This window comes from Psychrobacter piscatorii, from assembly GCF_001444505.1.
GTDB lineage: Bacteria > Pseudomonadota > Gammaproteobacteria > Pseudomonadales > Moraxellaceae > Psychrobacter > Psychrobacter piscatorii_B.
Map to the genome: position 1 here is coordinate 1 of NZ_LNDJ01000089.1, position 21,768 is coordinate 21,768.

At 44.4% G+C, this 21,768-nt stretch carries 17 protein-coding genes; 9 read left to right on the forward strand and 8 right to left on the reverse strand.

Translation table 11 applies throughout. The annotated features are described in order from the left end of the window. Positions 1–90: 90 nt before the first annotated feature. The 4 genes from mnmG to ispF all read right to left on the reverse strand — a co-directional run bounded on the left by mnmG (position 91) and on the right by ispF (position 4,024). A complete protein-coding gene (gene mnmG / locus AS194_RS09775; protein WP_058025331.1) occupies positions 91–1,986 on the reverse strand; it encodes a tRNA uridine-5-carboxymethylaminomethyl(34) synthesis enzyme MnmG in 1,896 nt (631 codons plus the stop codon). Between the two features lie 260 nt (positions 1,987–2,246). Then, positions 2,247–2,786, reverse strand: a complete 540-nt coding sequence (locus AS194_RS09780; protein WP_058025332.1) for a hypothetical protein — start codon at positions 2,784–2,786, stop codon at positions 2,247–2,249. Between the two features lie 266 nt (positions 2,787–3,052). After that, positions 3,053–3,403 carry a Grx4 family monothiol glutaredoxin gene (gene grxD, locus AS194_RS09785; protein WP_057759647.1) on the reverse strand — a complete coding sequence of 117 codons (351 nt, stop codon included), beginning with the start codon at positions 3,401–3,403 and terminating at the stop codon, positions 3,053–3,055. Positions 3,404–3,520: 117 nt separating this feature from the next. Further along, positions 3,521–4,024, reverse strand: coding sequence for a 2-C-methyl-D-erythritol 2,4-cyclodiphosphate synthase (ispF, locus tag AS194_RS09790; RefSeq protein ID WP_058025333.1), 504 nt, complete (start codon positions 4,022–4,024; stop codon positions 3,521–3,523). Between the two features lie 374 nt (positions 4,025–4,398). On the opposite strand from ispF, the gene mnmA reads away from it, so the two are divergent. The 3 genes from mnmA to AS194_RS09805 all read left to right on the forward strand — a co-directional run bounded on the left by mnmA (position 4,399) and on the right by AS194_RS09805 (position 7,785). Beyond that, positions 4,399–5,511, forward strand: a complete 1,113-nt coding sequence (gene mnmA, locus AS194_RS09795; RefSeq protein ID WP_413771714.1) for a tRNA 2-thiouridine(34) synthase MnmA — start codon at positions 4,399–4,401, stop codon at positions 5,509–5,511. A gap of 212 nt (positions 5,512–5,723) precedes the next feature. After that, entirely contained in the window at positions 5,724–7,115 is a 1,392-nt protein-coding gene (gene purB / locus AS194_RS09800; RefSeq protein WP_058025335.1) for an adenylosuccinate lyase, read from the forward strand. Between the two features lie 31 nt (positions 7,116–7,146). Next, the gene (locus tag AS194_RS09805; RefSeq protein WP_058025336.1) at positions 7,147–7,785 is read left to right on the forward strand and encodes a DUF2238 domain-containing protein; all 639 of its coding nucleotides are present in this window, start codon (positions 7,147–7,149) and stop codon (positions 7,783–7,785) included. Positions 7,786–7,789: 4 nt separating this feature from the next. Here AS194_RS09805 and AS194_RS09810 read toward each other — a convergent pair whose 3' ends face one another. After that, the gene (locus tag AS194_RS09810; RefSeq protein ID WP_058025337.1) at positions 7,790–7,975 is read right to left on the reverse strand and encodes an NF038104 family lipoprotein; all 186 of its coding nucleotides are present in this window, start codon (positions 7,973–7,975) and stop codon (positions 7,790–7,792) included. A gap of 130 nt (positions 7,976–8,105) precedes the next feature. Here AS194_RS09810 and AS194_RS09815 point away from each other — a divergent pair, with 130 nt between their 5' ends. After that, a complete protein-coding gene (locus AS194_RS09815; RefSeq protein ID WP_058025338.1) occupies positions 8,106–9,278 on the forward strand; it encodes a cupin domain-containing protein in 1,173 nt (390 codons plus the stop codon). Positions 9,279–9,465: 187 nt separating this feature from the next. Here the strand turns inward: AS194_RS09815 and AS194_RS09820 are convergent, their stop codons facing one another. The 3 genes from AS194_RS09820 to AS194_RS09830 form a co-directional block, all read right to left on the reverse strand. Continuing rightward, positions 9,466–10,158 (reverse strand): hypothetical protein, encoded by a 693-nt coding sequence (locus AS194_RS09820; RefSeq protein ID WP_058025339.1) that lies wholly within the window; start codon positions 10,156–10,158, stop codon positions 9,466–9,468. An 11-nt stretch (positions 10,159–10,169) separates the two neighbouring features. Continuing rightward, positions 10,170–13,415 carry a bifunctional proline dehydrogenase/L-glutamate gamma-semialdehyde dehydrogenase PutA gene (gene putA, locus AS194_RS09825; RefSeq protein ID WP_058025340.1) on the reverse strand — a complete coding sequence of 1,082 codons (3,246 nt, stop codon included), beginning with the start codon at positions 13,413–13,415 and terminating at the stop codon, positions 10,170–10,172. Between the two features lie 709 nt (positions 13,416–14,124). Next, positions 14,125–15,420, reverse strand: a complete 1,296-nt coding sequence (locus AS194_RS09830; protein ID WP_058025341.1) for an NCS2 family permease — start codon at positions 15,418–15,420, stop codon at positions 14,125–14,127. A gap of 547 nt (positions 15,421–15,967) precedes the next feature. Here AS194_RS09830 and tolQ point away from each other — a divergent pair. From tolQ to AS194_RS09855, 5 genes are all read left to right on the forward strand, one after another. Next, complete coding sequence (gene tolQ, locus AS194_RS09835) at positions 15,968–16,690, forward strand: protein TolQ (RefSeq protein ID WP_058025342.1); 723 nt, start codon at positions 15,968–15,970, stop codon at positions 16,688–16,690. Beyond that, the gene (tolR, locus tag AS194_RS09840; protein ID WP_058025343.1) at positions 16,687–17,148 is read left to right on the forward strand and encodes a protein TolR; all 462 of its coding nucleotides are present in this window, start codon (positions 16,687–16,689) and stop codon (positions 17,146–17,148) included. The genes tolQ and tolR overlap by 4 nt, the downstream gene beginning before the upstream one ends. 57 nt (positions 17,149–17,205) lie before the next feature. Continuing rightward, entirely contained in the window at positions 17,206–18,231 is a 1,026-nt protein-coding gene (locus AS194_RS09845) for a cell envelope integrity protein TolA (protein WP_227511629.1), read from the forward strand. A gap of 133 nt (positions 18,232–18,364) precedes the next feature. Then, complete coding sequence (locus AS194_RS09850; RefSeq protein ID WP_058025345.1) at positions 18,365–19,657, forward strand: PD40 domain-containing protein; 1,293 nt, start codon at positions 18,365–18,367, stop codon at positions 19,655–19,657. 499 nt (positions 19,658–20,156) lie between these two features. Next, positions 20,157–21,563, forward strand: a complete 1,407-nt coding sequence (locus AS194_RS09855; RefSeq protein WP_058025346.1) for a nucleobase:cation symporter-2 family protein — start codon at positions 20,157–20,159, stop codon at positions 21,561–21,563. Positions 21,564–21,768: the final 205 nt, after the last annotated feature.

The window sequence follows — 21,768 nt, forward strand, 5'->3', positions numbered from 1 at the left end:
TAATTTTATTTATCTAGGACAGCCCCAAATATTATTACGGGCTTTTTATATCATGGATGCTTTGTTATAAAAGGCTTTAGCATACTACCGTTACGAGTCAAGCGCAGCCTTTGCTTTTTTATGTTTTTTGACCGTCATCGCCAATAACTGTATGGCCGCAGGTGTGACACCGCTGACACGTCCAGCTTGAGCAAGCGTCGCAGGACGAACTTGCGTGAGTTTTTGTACAATCTCGTTTGATAGCCCTGATACTACACTATAATCAAAATCTAGCGGTAGCGCCGTGTTTTCTAAGCGCTTCATTTGATCAATATCTTCTTGCTGACGATCGATATAGCCGGCATATTTGACAGAAATCTCGATCTGCTCTCCTACTTGCGCATCAACGGTTGAGTCAGTAATAGCCGCGATATCAGCAAAACGTATCTGCGGACGCTTTAGCAAATCAAAGGCAGTCGATTCTTTAGAGAGTACCTCACCTGTCTGCTCAGATAGTTTCTGACCCAAGGTATTTGTCGGCGTGGCCCACATGTCTTTTAGGCGTGACGTCTCTGTCGAGATCGCCTCCATTTTTTCTTGATATGCTTGCCAGCGCACATCATCTACCAGTCCTAATTTACGACCCGTCTCTGTCAAGCGCTGATCGGCATTGTCTTCACGTAGCAATAAACGATATTCTGCGCGGCTCGTAAACATACGATAAGGCTCGGTCGTACCATGGGTGATCAAATCATCCACAAGTACGCCAAGATACGCTTCATCACGGCGCGGGGTCCACGTGTCAAACTCGCTATTGTTAGTAGTGACCAATGCGGCATTGGTCCCTGCTAGCAAACCCTGCACGCCCGCTTCTTCGTAGCCTGTCGTACCATTAATTTGACCGGCAAAGTACAGACGATCAATCGATTTAGTCTCAAGCGTGGGCTTGAGATTTTGCGGATCAAAATAATCATACTCGATGGCATAGCCTGGACGAGTAATATGCGCTTTCTCTAAGCCTTTCATACTGTGAATGAAGTCTAACTGCACATCAAATGGCAAGCTCGTTGAGATACCATTTGGATACAGCTCATGCGTGGTCAAACCTTCTGGCTCAATAAAGATCTGATGGCTATCTTTATCTGCAAAACGATGAATTTTATCTTCGATAGATGGACAATAACGCGGGCCTACGCCTTCGATTTTGCCAGAGAACATCGGTGAGCGATCAAGATTTTCACGGATGATATCGTGAGTACGCGCATTGGTATGTGTGATATAGCAGTTGACCTGCTCAGGATGCATAGAAACATCACCCATATAGCTCATCACAGGCAGCGGCGTATCACCTGGCTGTACCGTCATCACGCTAAAATCAACGCTACGGGCGTCGATACGTGCTGGCGTACCTGTTTTTAGGCGACCGACTGGTAGCTTAAGCTCACGCAAACGATCTGCAAGCTTAATAGAAGGCTGATCCCCTGCACGGCCACCATTTGAGTTTTCTAGACCAATATGAATGACGCCGCCCAAGAAAGTCCCTGAGGTTAATACGACTGTTTCGGTCTTAAAGACAATACCTGTAGAAGTCACAACAGCTGTCGCACGGCCATTCTCTACTAAGATATCATCAGCGGCTTGCTGAAATATATCTAGGTTTGGTTGATTCTCTAACGTATGACGAATAGCCGCTTTATACAAGATACGGTCTGCTTGCGCACGTGTGGCACGCACAGCAGCGCCTTTACGGCTGTTTAGTACACGAAACTGGATACCTGCTTTGTCCGTTGCTAGCGCCATCGCGCCGCCTAACGCGTCAATCTCACGCACTAAATGCGATTTACCGATACCGCCAATCGCGGGATTACAGCTCATCTGACCAAGAGTCTCGATATTATGGGTCAACAATAAGGTCTGAGCGCCCATACGTGCCGCCGCCAGAGCAGCTTCTGTACCAGCATGACCACCGCCGATTACTATCACGTCGTAATGTTTTGGGTATTGCATGTGTGCCTCACTTGACTCATAACGCTGCTGATTGACGTATCTTGTGTTCAAATAAGAAAACCATCAGCAAATAAACGTCAGTCGTATTTATAAAAAAGATAACGACTCAGATAAGTCGTTCATAATTGGTTGAATAACCCATCATTATAACAATTTTTTCACGCTTAAAAAACGCTAGGATAAAAACTATTATAATTAAGCGCAAAGATACTTACGCCAGCATCACTTTGGTTGTTAGCTTTTGAGTTCGTAATGATCTCTTAGTCATTACTGTTTCCACGGCTCAAGGGTACGATCCGATCCGATTGACCGCTAGACAGCATATGATGGCTACCATACCCTTCTGGGTTTATCTGTAGATAGGCATTCATTTGACCAATCGCCTCACCATCATCACTCGCTAAAATCTGCGCTTTGATGAGCTCAACTGGCGGTAATGGTAAGTTTTTGAGCAAGGCCAAGCGCTGATGATTATCACCTTTATTAACGACTAATTCGATAAGCTGACGAGCATCGATTGGCAAATCTGGCGTGTTTTGAGCCAACAATGCCAAGTGATAAGCACCTGCTGGATCTTGGTCCACAACAATGCGCTGTTCAATAGCGATATACGTCGCTTCAGTTGCACCGCCCGCCACACTAAGCTGATGAATACACTTCAGTGCTGAGTATGATTCATTATTAGCAATCTCAATAATCCGCGTAGATTCGTTTTTTAAACGCTCACGACGCTTTTCAATCGCCGCCTGCTCAGCCGCTTCTCTCTGCTCATTTAACTGTTCACTGGTTTGGTTATTCATAAAGCTCTCTTAATTATCTGATAATTATTATTTATATCGCTGGTATCTTGGACACTATATGGGGGTAAATCCCATAAAAACAACGAAGCCTAATGACATAGGCGCGTGGAAATACTAGTAGGGACAAGAATAGATAGAGTATTAGTGACACTAATAGCAATAATAAAAAAACCCAAATAGTCATTAATGACTACTTGGGTTTGCTGTGCTCGTATCTTACAAAGACTAATTGGACATTAAAGACATCCAATTCACACTTTTAAGTATTAAGCAGCAGGGCTGTTTGCTTCAACCAATGGCTTTAGCTCGCCTGATTGATACATTTGCAAGATGATGTCTGATCCGCCCATCAACTCGCCATCAATCCATAATTGCGGGAACGTTGGCCAGTTCGCAATTTTTGGCAACGTTGCACGGATTTCTGGGTTTTCTAAAATGTTTACAAACGCAAATGGACGACCAATCTGAGTCAACACTTCAATAGAGCGCGCTGAAAAACCACACTGTGGAAATTGCGGTGTGCCTTTCATGTAGATAATGACTTTATTGTCACGGATTTGATCACGGATCAATTGTTCAACGTCGTTTGCAGCAGTATTTGGGGTTTGCTCACTCATAAAAGCTCCTATTGATAAAGCGGTTCATTAAAATGATTATTTATATAAAAATAATTGTGTAAAGACGTGGCTGATACATGGGGCGACTGCCGCTGTATTACAAGCACGAATTTCGATCTATGTAGGTTCAACAGTATTAGGGACTAATAATACCACGGCATTGGCCATGATGCCTTCTTGACGACCCGTAAATCCCAATTTTTCAGTCGTGGTGGCTTTTACACTGATATTGCTAATATCCGTTTGTAAGTCGCTCGCGATATTAGCGCGCATCGCTTTGTTGTGCGGTGCCAGCTTTGGACGTTCACACATCACCGTAATATCAGCATTGCCTAGACTATAACCAGCCTCTTGCACTTTACTATAAACATAACGCAGCAAAATCCTTGAATCCAATCCAGCATGTGCCGCATCGGTATCAGGAAAATGCTGCCCAATATCGCCAAGTGCAAGTGCGCCCAGCAGCGCATCAGCCAATGCATGCAAGACCACATCCCCATCAGAGTGTGCGAGCAAACTATGAGAATGCTCAATCGGCACGCCCGCTAGAATGACATATTGTTGCTGCTGACCATTATTATGAAAAGCATGAACATCGATACCTTGACCAATTTTTATCATTATTATTCCAAGATGAGTTAAAGGTGATTAAAATAATTCAAAACCACTATCTGAATTTTCAAAGTGGTTTTACGAGTAGCCAGACACCATCGGTCGCCACCAGTTTCAATTAACTGGTATAATATGACGTTTATTTTATCATAATACCAGATCCAAAAGACAAGCTGACGTTGTTCTGCTGACACTACGTATTGTAGTAAATGCATAATTTTTGGCGTCACTGTTTGCTTTGGATAACGTATAAATAGTTGAGCCGTTTTATGTCAGCCATACAAGATACTTCAAGCACACCCGTTTCTGAGTCTTTTAATGCTCATCGCCCTTTAACACTTGCTGATGTCGAAAATCCTAGCACCAAGCATGTGATCGTCGGTATGTCAGGTGGGGTCGATTCTTCTGTATCAGCCGTATTACTTCAGCAGGCAGGCTTCAAGGTTGAAGGCCTGTTTATGAAGAACTGGGAAGAAGATGACGGCACCGAATACTGTACAGCAATGGATGACCTCGCAGACGCGCAAGCCGTATGTGACAAAATTGGCATGAAGCTGCACACGGCCAACTTTGCTATGGAATATTGGGATCGCGTATTCGAGCACTTTTTGGCAGAATATAAAGCCGGCCGCACCCCTAACCCTGATATTTTGTGCAACAAAGAAATTAAGTTTAAGGCGTTTTTAGACTATGCGTTGACGCTTGGTGCAGATTATATCGCGACCGGTCACTATACGCGCCGCAGTGTGAACTATATCAATGCCGAAGGTGACGAGGTTGCACAGCTCTTACGCGGTCTTGATAATAATAAAGACCAAAGCTATTTCTTGCATGCGGTTGGCGGTGACAAAATCGCTAAAACGCTATTTCCAGTTGGCGAGCTTGAAAAGCCAGTGGTACGTCAGATTGCTGAAGAGCACGACCTAGCGACGGCTAAGAAAAAAGACTCTACGGGTATTTGCTTTATTGGTGAGCGCCGTTTTAAAGATTTCCTACAACAGTACTTGCCTGCCCAAAAAGGCGATATCATCACTGACGACGGGCATGTTATCGGTCAGCATGATGGGCTAATGTACTACACCTTAGGTCAGCGCGGCGGTATCGGTATTGGCGGTGTCAAAGACCGTCCCGAGGAGCCGTGGTTTGTATTGGCAAAAGACTTAGAGAAAAATCGTTTAATCGTCGGTCAAGGGCATGAACATCCCATGCTAATGAGCAACGAGCTAAAAGCCTATAAGCTCGATTGGATTGATGGTTTACCACCTGTGGATGTGTTTAGCGACGAAGGCTTAGCCTGTATGGAGAAGTCTCGCTATCGCCAGCCTGATCAAGCGTGCCGCGTGTTTGCGACCAATGCTGATGGCAGTGAGGTTCGAGTGGTATTTGATGAGCCGCAGCGCGCTGTCACCCCTGGTCAGTCAGCGGTATTTTATATCGATGAAGTATGTTTAGGCGGCGGCGTGATTGAATCTATCGATGCACCATGTGGATTTTAATTGCTTCCTAACACCCAACTTAAAGCACAGATGTTGATGCAGTAAATAGATTTATTTTGACGAGGGTCAACATCGCTTTATTTGCATAGACCGCTTTTTTAATATCATATTTCTGCTATATTACGCGCAACGATTTCGACGTCGTTTATTATATGGTAATTTTTTATCTAGACTCTTGCAGTTTTTTATTTCATAACTACTGAGGCACAACCATGACCCCACTTACCGCTCTCTCTCCAATTGATGGTCGTTACGCATCAAAGGCTGACAGCTTACGTCCTTATTTATCTGAATTTGGTCTAATCAAAGCTCGCGTTACGGTAGAGATTCGCTGGTTGCAGTCTTTAGCTGACAACAGCGCAATTGGTGAATTAGCAGCATTTGATGACCAGACCAACGCTTTTTTGAATGCAATCGTTGATGATTTTAGCGAAGCCGATGCCCAAGCGATCAAAGACATCGAAGCGACGACCAATCATGATGTAAAAGCGGTTGAGTACTTTATCAAGGACAAGTTCCGGGGTCAGGATGCCTTGATTGATTCACTTGAGTTTATTCACTTTGCCTGTACCAGTGAAGATATCAATAACCTATCGTATGCATTGATGCTCAAAGACAGCCGCAAGCTTGTCGTTGCCAAAATGCAGCAAGTGACTGATAGCATCGTTGACTTAGCGATTGCTCATGCTGATCAACCAATGCTATCACGTACACATGGTCAGACAGCCAGTCCAACGACATTGGGTAAAGAGATGGCAAACGTGGCCTACCGCCTAGCCCGCCAAATCAAGCAAATCAATCAAGTAGAACTGTTAGGTAAAATCAATGGCGCCGTTGGTAACTATAATGCGCATTTTTCAGCGTATCCTGACGTCGACTGGCAGAGCCATGCTGAAGCATTTATCGATCAGCGTCTAGAGCTAACCTTTAACCCTTATACGACTCAAATTGAGCCACATGACTATATCGCTGAGTTGTTTGATGCTGTTAAGCGCTTCAATACCATCTTGATCGATTTCAACCGTGATATTTGGCAATATATCAGCTTAGGCTATTTTAAACAGCGCCTAAAAGACGGTGAAGTTGGCTCTTCTACCATGCCGCATAAAGTTAATCCAATTGACTTTGAAAACTCTGAAGGTAACTTAGGCGTTGCCAATGCGATGCTGGCACATTTGGGTGAGAAGTTACCGATTTCACGTATGCAGCGTGACCTATCGGATTCAACGGTGTTGCGTAATATCGGTGTTGGTCTAGCACAGAGCATGATTGCTTTTGATGCTTGCCTAAAAGGCGTGGGTAAACTTGAGCTAAATGCGCAGCGTTTAAATGATGACTTGGATCAAGCGCAAGAAGTGTTGGCAGAACCGATTCAAACGGTCATGCGTCGCTACCGTGTTGAAAACCCGTATGAAAAACTAAAAGCCTTGACTCGCGGTAATGCCATGACTCGTGAAGCCATGCTAACCTTTGTTGAAAGCGATGAGCTATCGGCTGTTAGCGATGCGGATAAAGAACGCCTACGTGCATTGACGCCTGCTACTTATATCGGTAATGCCGCTGAGCAAGCACGCGCTATTAAAGAGTGGATTGCCAAGCTGTAATTTTAACGATTAATAGCAGCCATCGAGCACTATGCGTCAGGATAATAAGTCTGTGCTTGCTAGTACAATTGCGGTATTCATCGTTATGGTACTGGCAAGCATTGAGCCTCTAGAGTGGTCGAGCTACCTGTTACATCAGCTCGGTACGCTGCTTTTTTTGGCATTAATGCTAGGTGCTTGTCGCTATCGCTATGTTAGCTCACGCTCCTATGTGCTCGCGTCACTATTTTTACTCATTCATATTATCGGTGCGCGTTATCTATACTCTTATGTGCCCTACAATGACTGGACGCAGCAACTATTCGGTATACGTTTAGATGAGTTATTTGGCTGGCAGCGCAATATGTACGATCGTCTTGTCCATTTTAGCTACGGGGTTTTACTGTTCAATGCGATGGCAGATGTCTCAAAGACTATCTTTAACGTTCAATCTGTCAAACTACTCATCGCACTTGCTCTCATGATTAATATGTCATCAAGTCTGCTCTACGAATTACTCGAATGGAGCATTGCAATGACGTTATCACCAGAAGCTGCTGAAGCGTATAACGGTCAGCAGGGTGATATATGGGACGCCCACAAAGATATGGCTTTAGCATTACTCGGTGGGCTAATTGCGGCAGGTATTATGCTATTTGAAACTCGTCAAAACCAAGTGGTATCTAATTAAGTGATTAATCGTCTTTTTTATCATCGTCACTGTCGCCTGGTATGATGGCTTTACCGACAGCGACGGTACCTTTGACCACACCTTTGGTGGTTTTATAAGCAATTTTGGCAGGTACGGTGACAATCTTATGGACACAGGCCTGTAGCAAAAACACGCTAGCAATGATGACGATAAAGTGCAATTTTTTCATAACTTTCCTACGATTCAGTGGCTGTTCTGATGATAGCCATCAGATAGGTGATCATCATAAACGATTAAAACCTTTCCATAAAGCCTCTCTTACTATCAATCTCATACGCATTTACAATATGGATTTACCCATGACCTCTATTCCTCTTTGTCTACCCGACTCTATTACGCCTGAGCAGTTTTTGGCTGAATACTGGCAAAAGAAACCACTGCTTATCAAGCAAGGCTTACCGCAGCTGATCGATATGTTTGAGCCAGATGATATGATTGGTCTTGCCCTTGAAGAAGATGCTAGCGCACGCTTGCTAACCCAAGCAGCCAGTAAAAAAGAAGGTCAGGCACAGTGGCAACTCAAAAAAAGCCCACTGAGCGAGACTGATTTTGAAAACCTACCAGAGCAATGGACCGTATTGGTACAAAACCTTGAACAGTGGTCACCAGAGCTCGGTCAGTTGTGGCAAGCCTTTGACTTTATTCCGCAGTGGCAGCGTGACGATATTATGGTTTCCTACGCGCCAGCAGGTGGGTCGGTCGGTAAGCATTATGACGACTACGATGTATTTTTGGCACAAGGCTATGGTTCACGGCGCTGGCAGTTGGGCAAATTCTGTGATGAGCAGACAGAGTTTGTTGCTGATGAGCCTATTCGCTTGTTTGACGATATGGGTGAGCTTATCTTTGATGAGATACTAGAAGCGGGTGATGTGCTTTATGTACCGCCTAAATTATCGCACTTTGGGGTGGCACAAGATGACTGTCTGACTTTCTCGTTTGGATGTCGTCGTCCAAATTTAATGCAAATCATCGACAGTGTGGCAGATATTGCAACCAATGACAGTCAGTTATTCATCCCTATGCTACTGCCACAAACGCTACAGAACTCAGGTGAACTGCAAGCGGACAGCATCGCTGCGATCAAAGCGCAATTGCTAGAGATGCTACAATCTGAGCGCGGTGATGATATGATTCGTCAAGCAGTCTCTGAAGTGATTGGTAAGCGTCAATATGATGCGCTGATGCCAGAGGAAACACTGGACACTGAAGCGCTCATGCAGGCATTGTCTGAGGGTGCGACATTGCAAGCAGATTATAGCAATCGCCTACTCTATAACAAAACTGGTAATGGTATTGTGCTGTATGCCAATGGGCAGCGTCTCGATGGACTTGATGATGCAGCAATAGCAGTGTTGGTACGTTTGGCTGATGGAGAGCCATTACAATATAGTGATGTGAAGGATATCGATGCAGATGATTTAAGCGAATGGTTAGAGAATGGCTGGATATGGATTGAAATGGCTGAATAAGACCGCGTCATTGTTTTCAGTTAAATCACGCAAATAAAAAAACCGCTATCTGATAATTACTCAGATAGCGGTTTTTTCTTATGCATATTACACAATTACTCGTTCAATACTCATAATGATGTATCAAACGCCGCTTAGTATTTATTAAAACCACTATAAACACCAAACGTGTTGGTCGTTAATACTATTACTCTGTACCAAGCTCAAGCAAACTCGCGTTACCACCGATTGCTGTGGTGTTAATCGTCTTAACACGCTCAGTAACAAAACGATGCAGATAATCAGGCGTTAACATTTCTGATAAGCCTTCCATATCAGTGACGCTGATCACTTGCGTCAAGATACCGTCTGTCTTAGCAAGCTCTTGACTGATGGCTTGTACTTCGCTGTAGTTACCAGAAACGGCCACTTGGGCAAGACGATCAATGTATAAAAGCGTGATGGTTTGCGAGTCATTAGCCACACTCAATACATCTTCGCTTATACCTGTATCGTACAATATCTTAGCAGCTTCATTGCACATCTCATCTTGGCTTGGGCAATGCAGTATGACTTCATTACCAGTCAATAATGCGGCTATCAGCTGCCCTAGCACTGCCATTGCTCTGGCAGACTCTTCACCAATGACCATTGTCTTACCACGACCAGTCACATATAAGTCATTTGACTCACCAGTTGCGCCAGTCATACGGTGCGTCTCATCCAAACTAGGAGCCGCGCTCAATAGGTGATTGAACAGACGCTTTGCTTTGTTGGCATCACCAGTCAATAGAGACAGCTTTGGAATTGCCGCCTCTAGGTACGTTGCGCGATTGACCGCGCCAAGTAGTCGCCAAGATTCACAAACCTGGGCATGATTTTTTTTGAATTCAGTCGCCATGTTGCTACTCCTTATGCGAGTTCTGTTTGAGTGGTTGTTTGGGTAGTGCTGTTTGTTTGGCTGCTTGTTGATGCTGATTCAAGCTGCATCAGACGTGCAACATAGTGCGGGCCACCTGCTTTCGGGCCAGTACCAGACAGGCCACAACCACCGAATGGCTGGACGTTTACGACCGCACCGATTTGGTTACGGTTGATATAAGTGTTACCTACAAAAGCACGGCGCTCGATATGCTCAACAGTTTTTTCGATACGGCTATGAATACCCATCGTCAAACCAAAGCCTGTGTTGTTGATAGCGTCAATCAGCTTATTCAGATCACGTGCTTGATAGCGCAATACGTGCAGGATTGGACCAAAATGCTCACCACCAATCACATCAATACTGCTTACCTCGATTGCGGTTGGCAATATAAAGGTAGAGTTTTCTTGGCTGACAACCGAGCTTGAGCTCATTGGTGTTTGAGCCAAGATAGTAGCGGTTGGCTCAGCATCCATACGCGCGATATGCGCCTCTAAACCATTTTTGGCATCAGCATCAATGACTGGACCTACATCTGTGGCAGCGTATAGTGGGTTGCCAACAGAAAGCTCAGCCATATTGCCTTGCAATAGCTCGATCAAATCATCAGCCATCTCTTCCTGTACACATAGTATACGGCAAGCTGAACAACGCTGACCTGCTGAACCAAATGCAGATAGAACAGCGTCTTTAACGACTTGCTCTGGCAGTGCTGTTGAATCAACAATCATCGCGTTCTGACCGCCAGTCTCAGCGATAAATACAGGCAACTCGCCACTCGCTTGTGCATGATCATTCAAGCTTTGATTGATACGCTGAGCAGTTTGGGTTGAGCCAGTAAATATCACACCTGCTATGTTATCAGCAGCCGTTAGCGCTCCGCCCACATCACCGGCACCTGTCACCAATTGTAGTGCTTCTGCTGGTACACCCGCTTGATACATGAGTTGCGCACCAAAATGAGCAATCAAGCTGGTTTGTTCAGCAGGCTTAGCGACTACCGTATTACCTGCTGCCAGTGCCGCCACGATTTGACCCGTATAGATAGCCAATGGGAAGTTCCATGGGCTAATACACACAAAAGTGCCACGTGGTTTATAAACTTGACGCGATTGCTTACCAGACAAATCTGTAAACTCATGCACGACATCGTCTAGGCGCTCCGCTTCATCAGCGTAAAAACGACAGAAATCAACGGCTTCTTTGATTTCATCGATGCTGTCTTGCATAGTCTTACCAGCTTCGACTTGGCATAGTGCCATTAGCTCAGCGTAGTTTTCTTCAAATAGCTCAGCGATTTTACGCAAGATTGCTGCACGTTTGGCCACTGTCACGTTCTGCCACGTACTTTGACCAGCGACAGCGACATCAATTGCTTGACGAGCCAATTCTGCATTGGCATATTTGACTTCACCAGCGCTTACGTCATGATTCCAAGGCGCAAGTACAGGCTGCGCATCAAGCTGATGGGTGACGCCATCTACTTCATATTCATTAATTGCTTGGCCGTTGATGATAGGTGTCGCTGACCATTTTTTATTGATATGGCTATCAATAGCTGCTTTAAACGGCAACCACTGTGACTCTACAAATATGTTAGGGCCAAAACTTGCACGGCGCGAACCATAAATCTCTAGTGGTAGCGGGATATCTGGGTTGTGCAAGGTTGGGTTGGCAAGTAGCTTGTCATATGGATGCACAGTTAGTTTTTCAATCGGATACGACTTGTCTAATAACTGATGGACAAACGAGCTGTTGGCACCGTTCTCTAACAAACGACGTACCAAATATGGTAGCAAGTCTTTGTGTGCGCCAACTGGTGCATAGATACGTACAGGAATCTCATAAGCTTGCAAAATATGGTCATAAAGTGCATCACCCATACCGTGCAAACGCTGGAATTCAAACTCTTTATGGGTGCTCATGGTCATGATTGAAGACAGTGTATGCGCATTATGCGTCGCAAACTGTGGCCAGATAAGACCGCGCAGATGGTCTGATAATAAGAAACGCGCACTGGCAAGATATGCGGTATCTGTACCTTCTTTGCGTGTCCAAACTGGATAGCCTGATAGACCTTTTTGCTGAGCAAGTTTGATCTCAGTATCCCAATAAGCGCCTTTTACCAGACGTACTGGAATGCGATCGCCTACTTCAGAAGACAAACGAGCAAGCCAAGCCAATACAGCAATAGCACGTTTAGAATAACCTTGTACAACGATACCTAGGCCATCCCAACCAGCTGTTGAGTTATCACGGTATAGAGACTCAAACAGTTTTAAAGAAATCTCAAGACGATCCGCTTCTTCGGCATCAATACTAAGATCAACATTGACCTCGCGTGCCGCTTCAATAAGGAGCAAGCAGCGTTGACGCAATAGACCCATGACCTGAGCTTCTTGTGTCGCTTCATAGCGAGGATGCAGCGCAGACAATTTGATAGATACTGATGGCTTAGGCATACCTTCTTTGACTTTGACGTTGGCCGTCGCTTTGATCGCATGCAAGTAGTCATTGAAGTATTTTTCAGCATCTCTATGCGTGATAGCCGCTTCACCTAGCATATCGAATGAATAGGTATAACCTTTATTACGATATGGCTGGCTGTTTTTATTGGCGTCTTCGATGGTTTCGCCCAATACAAACTGATGGCCCATGATGCGCATGGCTTTTTGCATGGCACTACGAATGACAGGCTCACCCATCTTTTTGGTCATGCGATCCAAGAAACCTGATGCAGTAGTGCTGCTATCAATACTGACGACACGGCCTGTCATCATCATGCCCCAAGTAGAGGCATTAACCATGAAACCATTGTCATTTTTGATGTGCTTTTTCCAATCTGCCACACTCATTTTGTCATGAATCAATGCATCAGCAGTATAATTATCCGGCACTCGAATCAACGCTTCTGCCAAGCTCATGAGCAAGATACCTTCTTGGGTATCAAGGCTATACTCAAGCAATAATGAGTCAACCATCTTGACGGCTTTGCCATCGTTACGCACATGCTCAACCAGCTTGCGTGTCTGCTCAGCGGCAGCATCACGCTCCTCTGCACTAGGCTTGGCAAGTGGCAATAAATCAGCCAACCAACGCTGTTCATCAACGCTATATAGTGGCGAAATACGCTTATATAACTCTTCTATTGGCTGGGCAAGATACTCTGGCGACAGCATGTCAACAGGATTGAACAAAATCGGCTCTTGCGGGGTAAACTGGTCTACTGGGTTCATAACAACTCCATAACTATCGTTTAAAAACCATAATAAATGGTGCTTTAGGAAGTCTGATCGTCCTGCATAACTGCTCGTAACCGCTATCAAAATAGAGGTTATGGAGGGATATTCACAGCAATAATCAAAAGACCAAACGGCGCCATCACAAAACTATAAAATCCAGCACATGCTGGAGATGGTTAAGTAGGTCGTTCCACTGTTAAACGGGCTACGTTAACAATACAAAGGCAACAACGAAAAATTAAGCGGCATTAGTGCCTTCTTCTTGTTAGTAGTGAAAGGAGTGTGATGGACAAATATCGCTTGAATGAAGTGATAAAAAATCACTTAAACAAGCCCAAACATACCATCTTAAATGTGCAAATTCACTGTAAGAAAAACCTCTACGGCGTTGATTGAGGTGATGCGCTTAACTCGGCTATAATATCATGAAAAAAAAATTCAAACTAACGCTTTTTTTTATTTTTAAAAATAAATTTTTCTTTAAAAAACAAATATTTACAAGCAATTTTTCAGTCATGACGCTTTGGTTATATTTTTTAGTTTACTATTACTGATTAATTATTACCAAAATTTTGGGTTTTAATCGTACCAATTTTGGGCTCACTAGTAAGCTAAGTACCATCTCCAAATAATAAAAACCCTCTTTACCATCAAGTGATAAAGAGGGTTATATTATTAGGTCTCATACCTAGCGCAATACGCCTTATAAGAAGATAATTTTAACCAATAGCACAAGAGTCAAAAGCCATACAGCAATGCTGATATCAGCGAACTTGCCAGCGATTGCTTTGACCGCCGTAAAGGTAATGAAACCAAGTGCGATGCCATCAGCGATAGAGTATGTCAGCGGCGTGAACAGCAATACAACTACAACAGGCGCCGCTTCTGTTAAGTCGCTCCAGTCGATGTCTTTTAGGGTGCCCATCATCAGTACGGCAACATAAAATATGGCACCGGCCGTCGCGTAGGCTGGGATCATACCGGCTAATGGAGAAAAGAAAATGCTTAGTAAAAATAACACACCAACAGTGACTGCCATCAATCCTGTACGGCCACCTGAGGCAATACCAGAGATACTTTCGATATAACTGGTTGTCGATGACGTACCAAGTAAAGAGCCTGCAACTGTCGCTGTTGAGTCTGCTAATAGCGCCTTGCCCATATTAGGAATATTGCCATCTTTGTCAGTCAACTTGGCTTGGCTAGTGGTCGCAATTAGCGTACCTGCAGTATCAAATAAGTCCACAAATAAGAAAGCGAAGATCACACTGATCATACCAACATCAAATGCGCCAGCGATATCGAGCTGCATCAGTGTCGGCGCGATAGAAGGCGGTGCAGATATGATACCGGTAAACTGTGTATAGCCCATTAGCAAACTAATCAGAGCAACCAGCAAAATACCAATGGTTACCGCACCTGGGACTCTTTTATAAGACAGACCAATAATGACGACAAAACCTAGAGATGCCAATACAGGACCAAATGACGTCATATCACCAAGAGCAACCAAGGTCGCATCATGATTGACGATGATACCTGCACTCTGCAAAGCAATAAAAGCCAAGAATGCACCAATACCAGCGACTACGCCGTTTTTGAGAGAGTTTGGAATCGCATTGATGATGGCCTCACGAATCTTAAAGAGGCTTAATAGAACAAAGATACAACCTGACAAAAACACCGCACCCAGCGCGGTTTGCCATGCATACCCCATACCTAAGACCACGCCATAGGTGAAGAAAGCGTTCAATCCCATGCCTGGCGCTAATGCCACTGGTAGTCGGGCATAGATACCCATGATGAAACAACCGACTGCTGCGGCCACACAGGTTGCGACAAATACGGCCCCTTTGTCCATACCTGCATCGGCTAAGACATTAGGGTTAACAAAGATAATATAAGCCATCGTTAAAAACGTGGTTATACCAGCGACGATTTCTGTTTTGATCGTGGTATTGTCACCATTAATCCCAAAATAGCGTTCAATTGCATTCATAAGTGTTCGCCCCCGACTGGCTAATAAAAAGTCACCACTACCTAAAACTAAACATGACCTCAGCAAAATGGCGATGCCGCAGTAAGAATAATGTAGTAACAAAGCGTAACATATTAGACGAGTTGTCTTACAAACTCAATCGCTGATAATGTCTAACTCGTATAAAAAAGCAATTAGAAACACCACTTTTATAACTATAAAAAGTCTATACAAATTTGATTTTTCTTATAGTCTCTAGCTCAAATCATTTATGTATATTAGTAATGAGTTGCCACTATATTTTTAAAATATTTGATGTATCGTACTTTTTGTCTGGTTAACACATTAATAATGACGTTTCTTTCATTTAGAAGTAAACTAACAGGCTATTATGTTGATGTCTCAGTGGTTGAGCGTGGTCTCAAATAGTCTCTTACTAAACCCGATTGCCGAGATCTTTACTGCGCTTAAGATTCAACGATAAAGTATGCTTATTATTTTTAGGGTTCGTTTGGTTTGGATGTCTTTATTTAAACCAGCTGTTGTCAATTATCCGTGAGTCCATTACATGCCTGAATCATTAAATATTATTGATCTTATTACCCAAGCCAGTCTATTGGTACAGATTGTGATGGCGTTATTGCTATTAGCCTCTTTGTTCAGTTGGGTCATTATTTTCCGTATGAGTGCGCGGCTCGGTACAGCCAAAAACTTTGATCAACAATTTGAGACTTGGTTTTGGTCAGGCGAAGATTTAGCAAAGCTGTATCAAGGCGTACAAGGCTCACCTGATCGCCAAGGACTTGAGCAGATTTTTTATGTGGGATTTTCAGAGTACCTAAGAATGCATAAAAAGCGTCAACCTAAAGATGACATCATCGACGGTGTTGAACGTAAACTGCGCGTCGGCTTGGGCCGTCAGCAGCAATTACTCGAGTCAGGACTGACGACGCTAGCGAGTATCGGCTCGGTGGCTCCTTACATTGGACTGTTTGGAACCGTTTGGGGCATCATGAACGCGTTTTTGGGACTGTCGCAAACCGAGCAAGCCACCCTAGCCTCTGTCGCGCCTGGTATTGCTGAGGCGCTGATTGCGACAGCCATGGGCTTGTTTGCCGCTATTCCTGCTGTATTGGCATACAATCATTTTACGGCAAAATCTAGCCGTCTTTATGATTCACGAGCACTGTTCTGTGACGAGATGACAGGCATGCTACAGCGCGAGACCAGTGTGCAAATCCCCGTTGCTAGAGAGACGCAAGTGAGTGCCACTCAGGTGAATGGGCTATGAAACCAAACCCCTATCGCCGTGAGAAAAAAGCGCTGAATGCAGAGATGAATGTCGTTCCCTACATCGACGTTATGCTGGTGCTATTGGTGATATTTATGGTGACCGCACCCATGCTCATTACGGGTGTCGATGTTGATTTGCCAAAAGAGCAAACCAATACTATGAGTCAGAGCCAGTTGCCCGTCATTGTCTCATTGACTGACAAGGGTGAGATTTTTATCAGTTATGAAAATAATATCGACTTGCCTATTAGTGAGCCTGAGCTAATTAACACTTTATCCAACTTACAGTCTCAGAGCGGTAATACCAACACTGAGCCATTGCAAGTGATGATTAATGCTGATCAAAATAACCAATATGGCGCTATCATGACGCTCATGGCAACTTTGCAGCAGGCAGGTATTGAAAAAGTAGGGTTATTGACTGGTGCGCCTTTACCGACGCCATCACTCCAATAGCTATACCTTCTATATAGGTATGTCACATCATAGCAGCCAATCCGATAAACCACGTTCATGAGTATCCATACCATGCATAATGCGCCTGCCGTCTATGTCCCCACCGAACCTGAAGGCAACGGGCTAACACTGCCTACGTTACTCAGTTTGCTAGCACATGGTCTTATAATCGGCATACTGATTTATAACTATCAGTCCACTGAGGTTGAGACTGCTGGTAGCATCGAGACGGTCATGGTATCTCCTGAGCAGCTCGCTGAGATGCAAGGACAGATATTGGCCAATCGTGCAGCAGCCAGCGCCATGCAAATGGACAGCAGCACCAGCGATTCAGCCAGTAGCGCTCAACAAGAAACCTCAAGTAGTAGCAGCTCAAGCGCTCAAAATCCAAGCCAGCCGAACTCTCAGCGTGTCCCTGTGTTTACGCGATCTGACGAGCCTGCCAGTCAACCCATGCTTATGAGTGAAGAGCAACATCAACGCCTGCGCGAGCAAAACCAAGAATATGAGCGCAGAATGGCTGAGTGGGCAGCGCAGCTAGACGAATCCGCGATAGAGGAGCTTGATCAAGTAGAGCAAGACAAAAGAGAGCAGATGATCGAAGAGCAAAAAAGGCTCGGAGATTTTCGTCAAAAGCAAAACAACCCACCCAAGATCAGACGCCCAACTGCCACCGATCGTAATATAGAGATTGATACAGATGGCTCTGGCAATGCAGGCCGAACCTTTAGTCTCTCAGATGGTCAATCAACCATCTCCGGCGACACCTCAACCTCTAGCACTTCTAAAGGTAGTAGTCGCTCTGCCTCAAGTGGTAGTCGCGGTGCCAGCAATAGTGAAATCATCAATCTAATCAAGCGCAACTATACGCCGCCTACTGCAGCGAAAGGCTCTACCCAGCGTGCCACCTTAACCATCACCGTTAATGCCAATGGTGACGTGGTCAATGTCACCGCATCTGGTCCTGATAGCGTCGTCAATGAAGCTGCCAGACAAGCAGTGCTCAACACAGGTAGCCTACCAATCGATGCTGATGACCCTAAATATCCTACCTTTACTATACAGTTTAAAGGTAGCAATTAATCAGTTGCTAGCGTCTTGTATTATTGATAACGTGATGTTAAGCGGCTTTTATCGCATCGTTTTTTCATCTAAATACTTGCCTCATCGACTATAAAAATGACTATCATATTAATTTTAGGAGCGCCATTGACCCATGTATACTCATAAAAAACTACTAGCCTCTTTACTTGCGGGTAGTTCAGCATTACTTATCTCGCAAAACGTGCTCGCAGCCCCTGTCGTATTAGAATTGGACTATGAGATTCCTGTCCAACAAAACCAAGTCGCGTTTGTACCATTCGCAGGCGATTCTGTTTTGTCCCCTATTATTTTAAATGATTTGAATAATACAGAACTAAAAGTCACCAGCCAAAACCTACCGCAGCAGCCACGCAGCAGTAGCGAGCTGGCAGGCACACTGCCAGTATGGCAAAGTATGGGCATACCTTATTTGGTCGTCGGCAGCACTCGTACCAATCGCGGCAAAATCGTCACCGATTACGAGGTCATCGATGTCAAATCTGGTCGCGTGATAGAAGGCAAGCAAAGCCTAACCGCTGACAATAACAGAGAAAGCATGCGCTACGCGGCTCACGTCATCGCAGATAAAGTCTATGAGCTGATTACGGGCATTCCAGGGGATTTCTCAGGGCGTATTGCTTATATAGAAGAAACAGGCACTGGCAAACAAAAAGTCTCTCGTCTAAAAGTGATGGATGCTGATGGTGAAAACGCCAAAACCATCACTGAGGTAGCTGGGTCTATCTTCTCACCAGCATGGTCACCTGACGGCAATCGCATTGCCTACTCGGTACAACGTGAAAAATCATATCCCGTCATCTACATTCAAAACGTCAGTGGCGGCGGCGCCAGTGTGCTAACGCCTTTTTCTGGTAGTAACTTGAGTCCGTCATTCTCTCCTGATGGCAGCAAAATCCTATTTTCTAGTAGCTTTGAGGGTAGCGCCGATATCTATGAGATAAGCGCAAGCGGCGGTACACCTAGACGCCTCACTAATTTGCCAAGCAGTGAGGTGCAGCCAAGCTACGCTCCTGATGGCAAGTCATTTGTATTTGTCAGTGACAAAACTGGATTCAATAAACCACAAGTCTATCGTTATGAATTTGGCTCGGGACGCACAACCAAAGTATCAAATGGTGGCTATGCGACTAGCCCGCAGTTTAGCAGCGACGGAACACAAATCGCCTTTTTAAGTGGACGCTCAGCCGCGATTATGAATAGCAATGGTGCGGTGACGACCAACCTTGGTAATACGGGTATCGATGAAGCCCCAAGCTTCTCACCCAATGGCAAGCGCGTGGTCTATGCGTCAACCCAAGGCGGCAAAGGTGTACTAACGATTAAATCATTGAATGGTGGCGAAGCGTTCGGTAAATCAGGACAAGGCATCATCCGCTCACCCGTATGGTCATCAAGTCCAAAGTAATTTAGGCAACTTAGGCAACTGAATCACAACGTTAGAATTTACTCATACAAAAAGCCTTAATCATAATGAATATGATTAAGGCTTTTTTGTGTCATAAGCTGCTAGAAGAAAAGTAATAAAACCTACTTAGTAAAACCTGCCCGCCGTCTTATGCACTCTTCTTATGCACTCTTCTTAGGCACCCTTCATTCGAACTCATTTTTATTTTTTATTAGTAATAAACCCGTAAACCGGTTAGTACCAAAAAAAACATTGCATTAACTTTCATTTTACCTATATCCTAAATAGGTCTGACTAATTGGTCAGGTTATTTAGATATTGGCCAACAAATATAAACTATTGCTGTTGTCTATTTTAAGGTCGGGAACTTACCCCTATTATTTGAATCGATAAAAAACAGGTTAAGGATTGGATTTTAATTTTTATCTAATGATTTGTTACGTTGTCTGATATATACAGCTAATTGGGTGCTAAGCAGTTATTCTAGGAGGAAACCACCATGAGTGAAAACGTTCCAGCAAATACTGATTTATTATATAGACTGCACGACCGCCCCAACCCTATCAAAGCATTCTTAGGTGCCATACAGCACGTACTTGCTGCTTTCGTTGGTATTATTACCCCTTCATTAATTATCGGTGGCACCTTAGGTTTAGGAGAGCATATCCCCTATCTTCTTAGCATGTCGTTGATCGTATCTGGGGTAGCGACTTTTATTCAAACGCGAAAAGTAGGGCCAATTGGCTCTGGCCTTATGGCATTACAAGGCACCAGTTTTGGTTTTTTGGCGGCAGTATTGACAGCAGGATTTGTAGTAAAAAACCGCGGTGGTAGTCCTGAAGAGATTTTATCCGTTATCTTTGGTGTGTCGTTTCTCGGTGCATTTGTTGAGATATTTTTGAGTCAATTTATCACCAAACTCAAATCATTTATGAGCCCTATTGTTACTGGCTGTGTGATTGTCACGATTGGTTTGTCCCTAACAAAGGTAGGTCTCACTGATTTGGCAGGTGGGTTTGGTGCTGAGGATTTCGGTAGTATTCCAAACCTACTCTTAGGTGGTGGCGTACTCGTCAGTGTGGTGCTCATTAGCATTATTAACAATAAGGTTATTCGCTCAAGTGCTATCTTTATCGGTCTGATGTTAGGCTTGCTCGCTGCCGTATTTATGGGGCGCATTGATTTTTCATTGGTGTCTGAAGCGGATTTTTTCACCGTTCCCATTCCCTTCAAATATGGTTTTGGTTTTGATTGGCAGGCATTTATTCCCATTGCCTTTATGTACATTATTACCAGTATTGAGACCTCGGGTGATTTGACCGCTACCTCTATGATTTCAGGCGAACCGATCAAAGGCCCACTCTATGAGAAGCGTATCAAAGGTGGTGTGCTGGGTGATGGTGTCAACTCGCTGATTGCGGCCGTGTTTAATACCTTTCCTGTGACGACTTTTAGCCAAAATAATGGCGTGATTCAAATGACAGGTATTGCCAGTCGTTATGTCGGCTTTTATGTTGGTGGTATCTTGTGCCTGATGGGTCTATTTCCTATCCTCGGTGCAATTTTTACGCAGCTGCCCAAGCCTGTCGTGGGCGGGGTCACGCTACTGATGTTTGCCACTGTCGCAACTGCGGGTATTCGTATACTATCCACCGTGGATTTTACCCATCGTAATGTCTTGATTATCGCCACATCCTTAGGATTAGCAACGGGTATTGCATTCGTTCCTGATGTACTCTCACAGACGCCGCAATTTTTCCAAAACATCTTTGGCTCGGCGGTGACGATGTCCGGTATTGTGGCAATCACGCTTGATATGATCCTACCAAAAAACTACGGTGTGGAATTTGATACTGCGGAACAACATGCCGAAGATGGCTTAAAACCAGCGCAAAAAGTGGCATAAATTTGAGTATTTAGCCCTGTCTAAAAGTAAAACGAGGTGCCATAAAATTTGTTTGTGCACCTCGTCCACTGTGATCGCTTAATCACAATGACTTAACTGTATAGTTAGCTGAATGTAAAACTGTTATGGATTTAAACGCGCTACTGGTATAAATTTTACTTGCATGCTGCGTTCCCAGAGGCTGCGCAAAATTCATCCCAGTAGC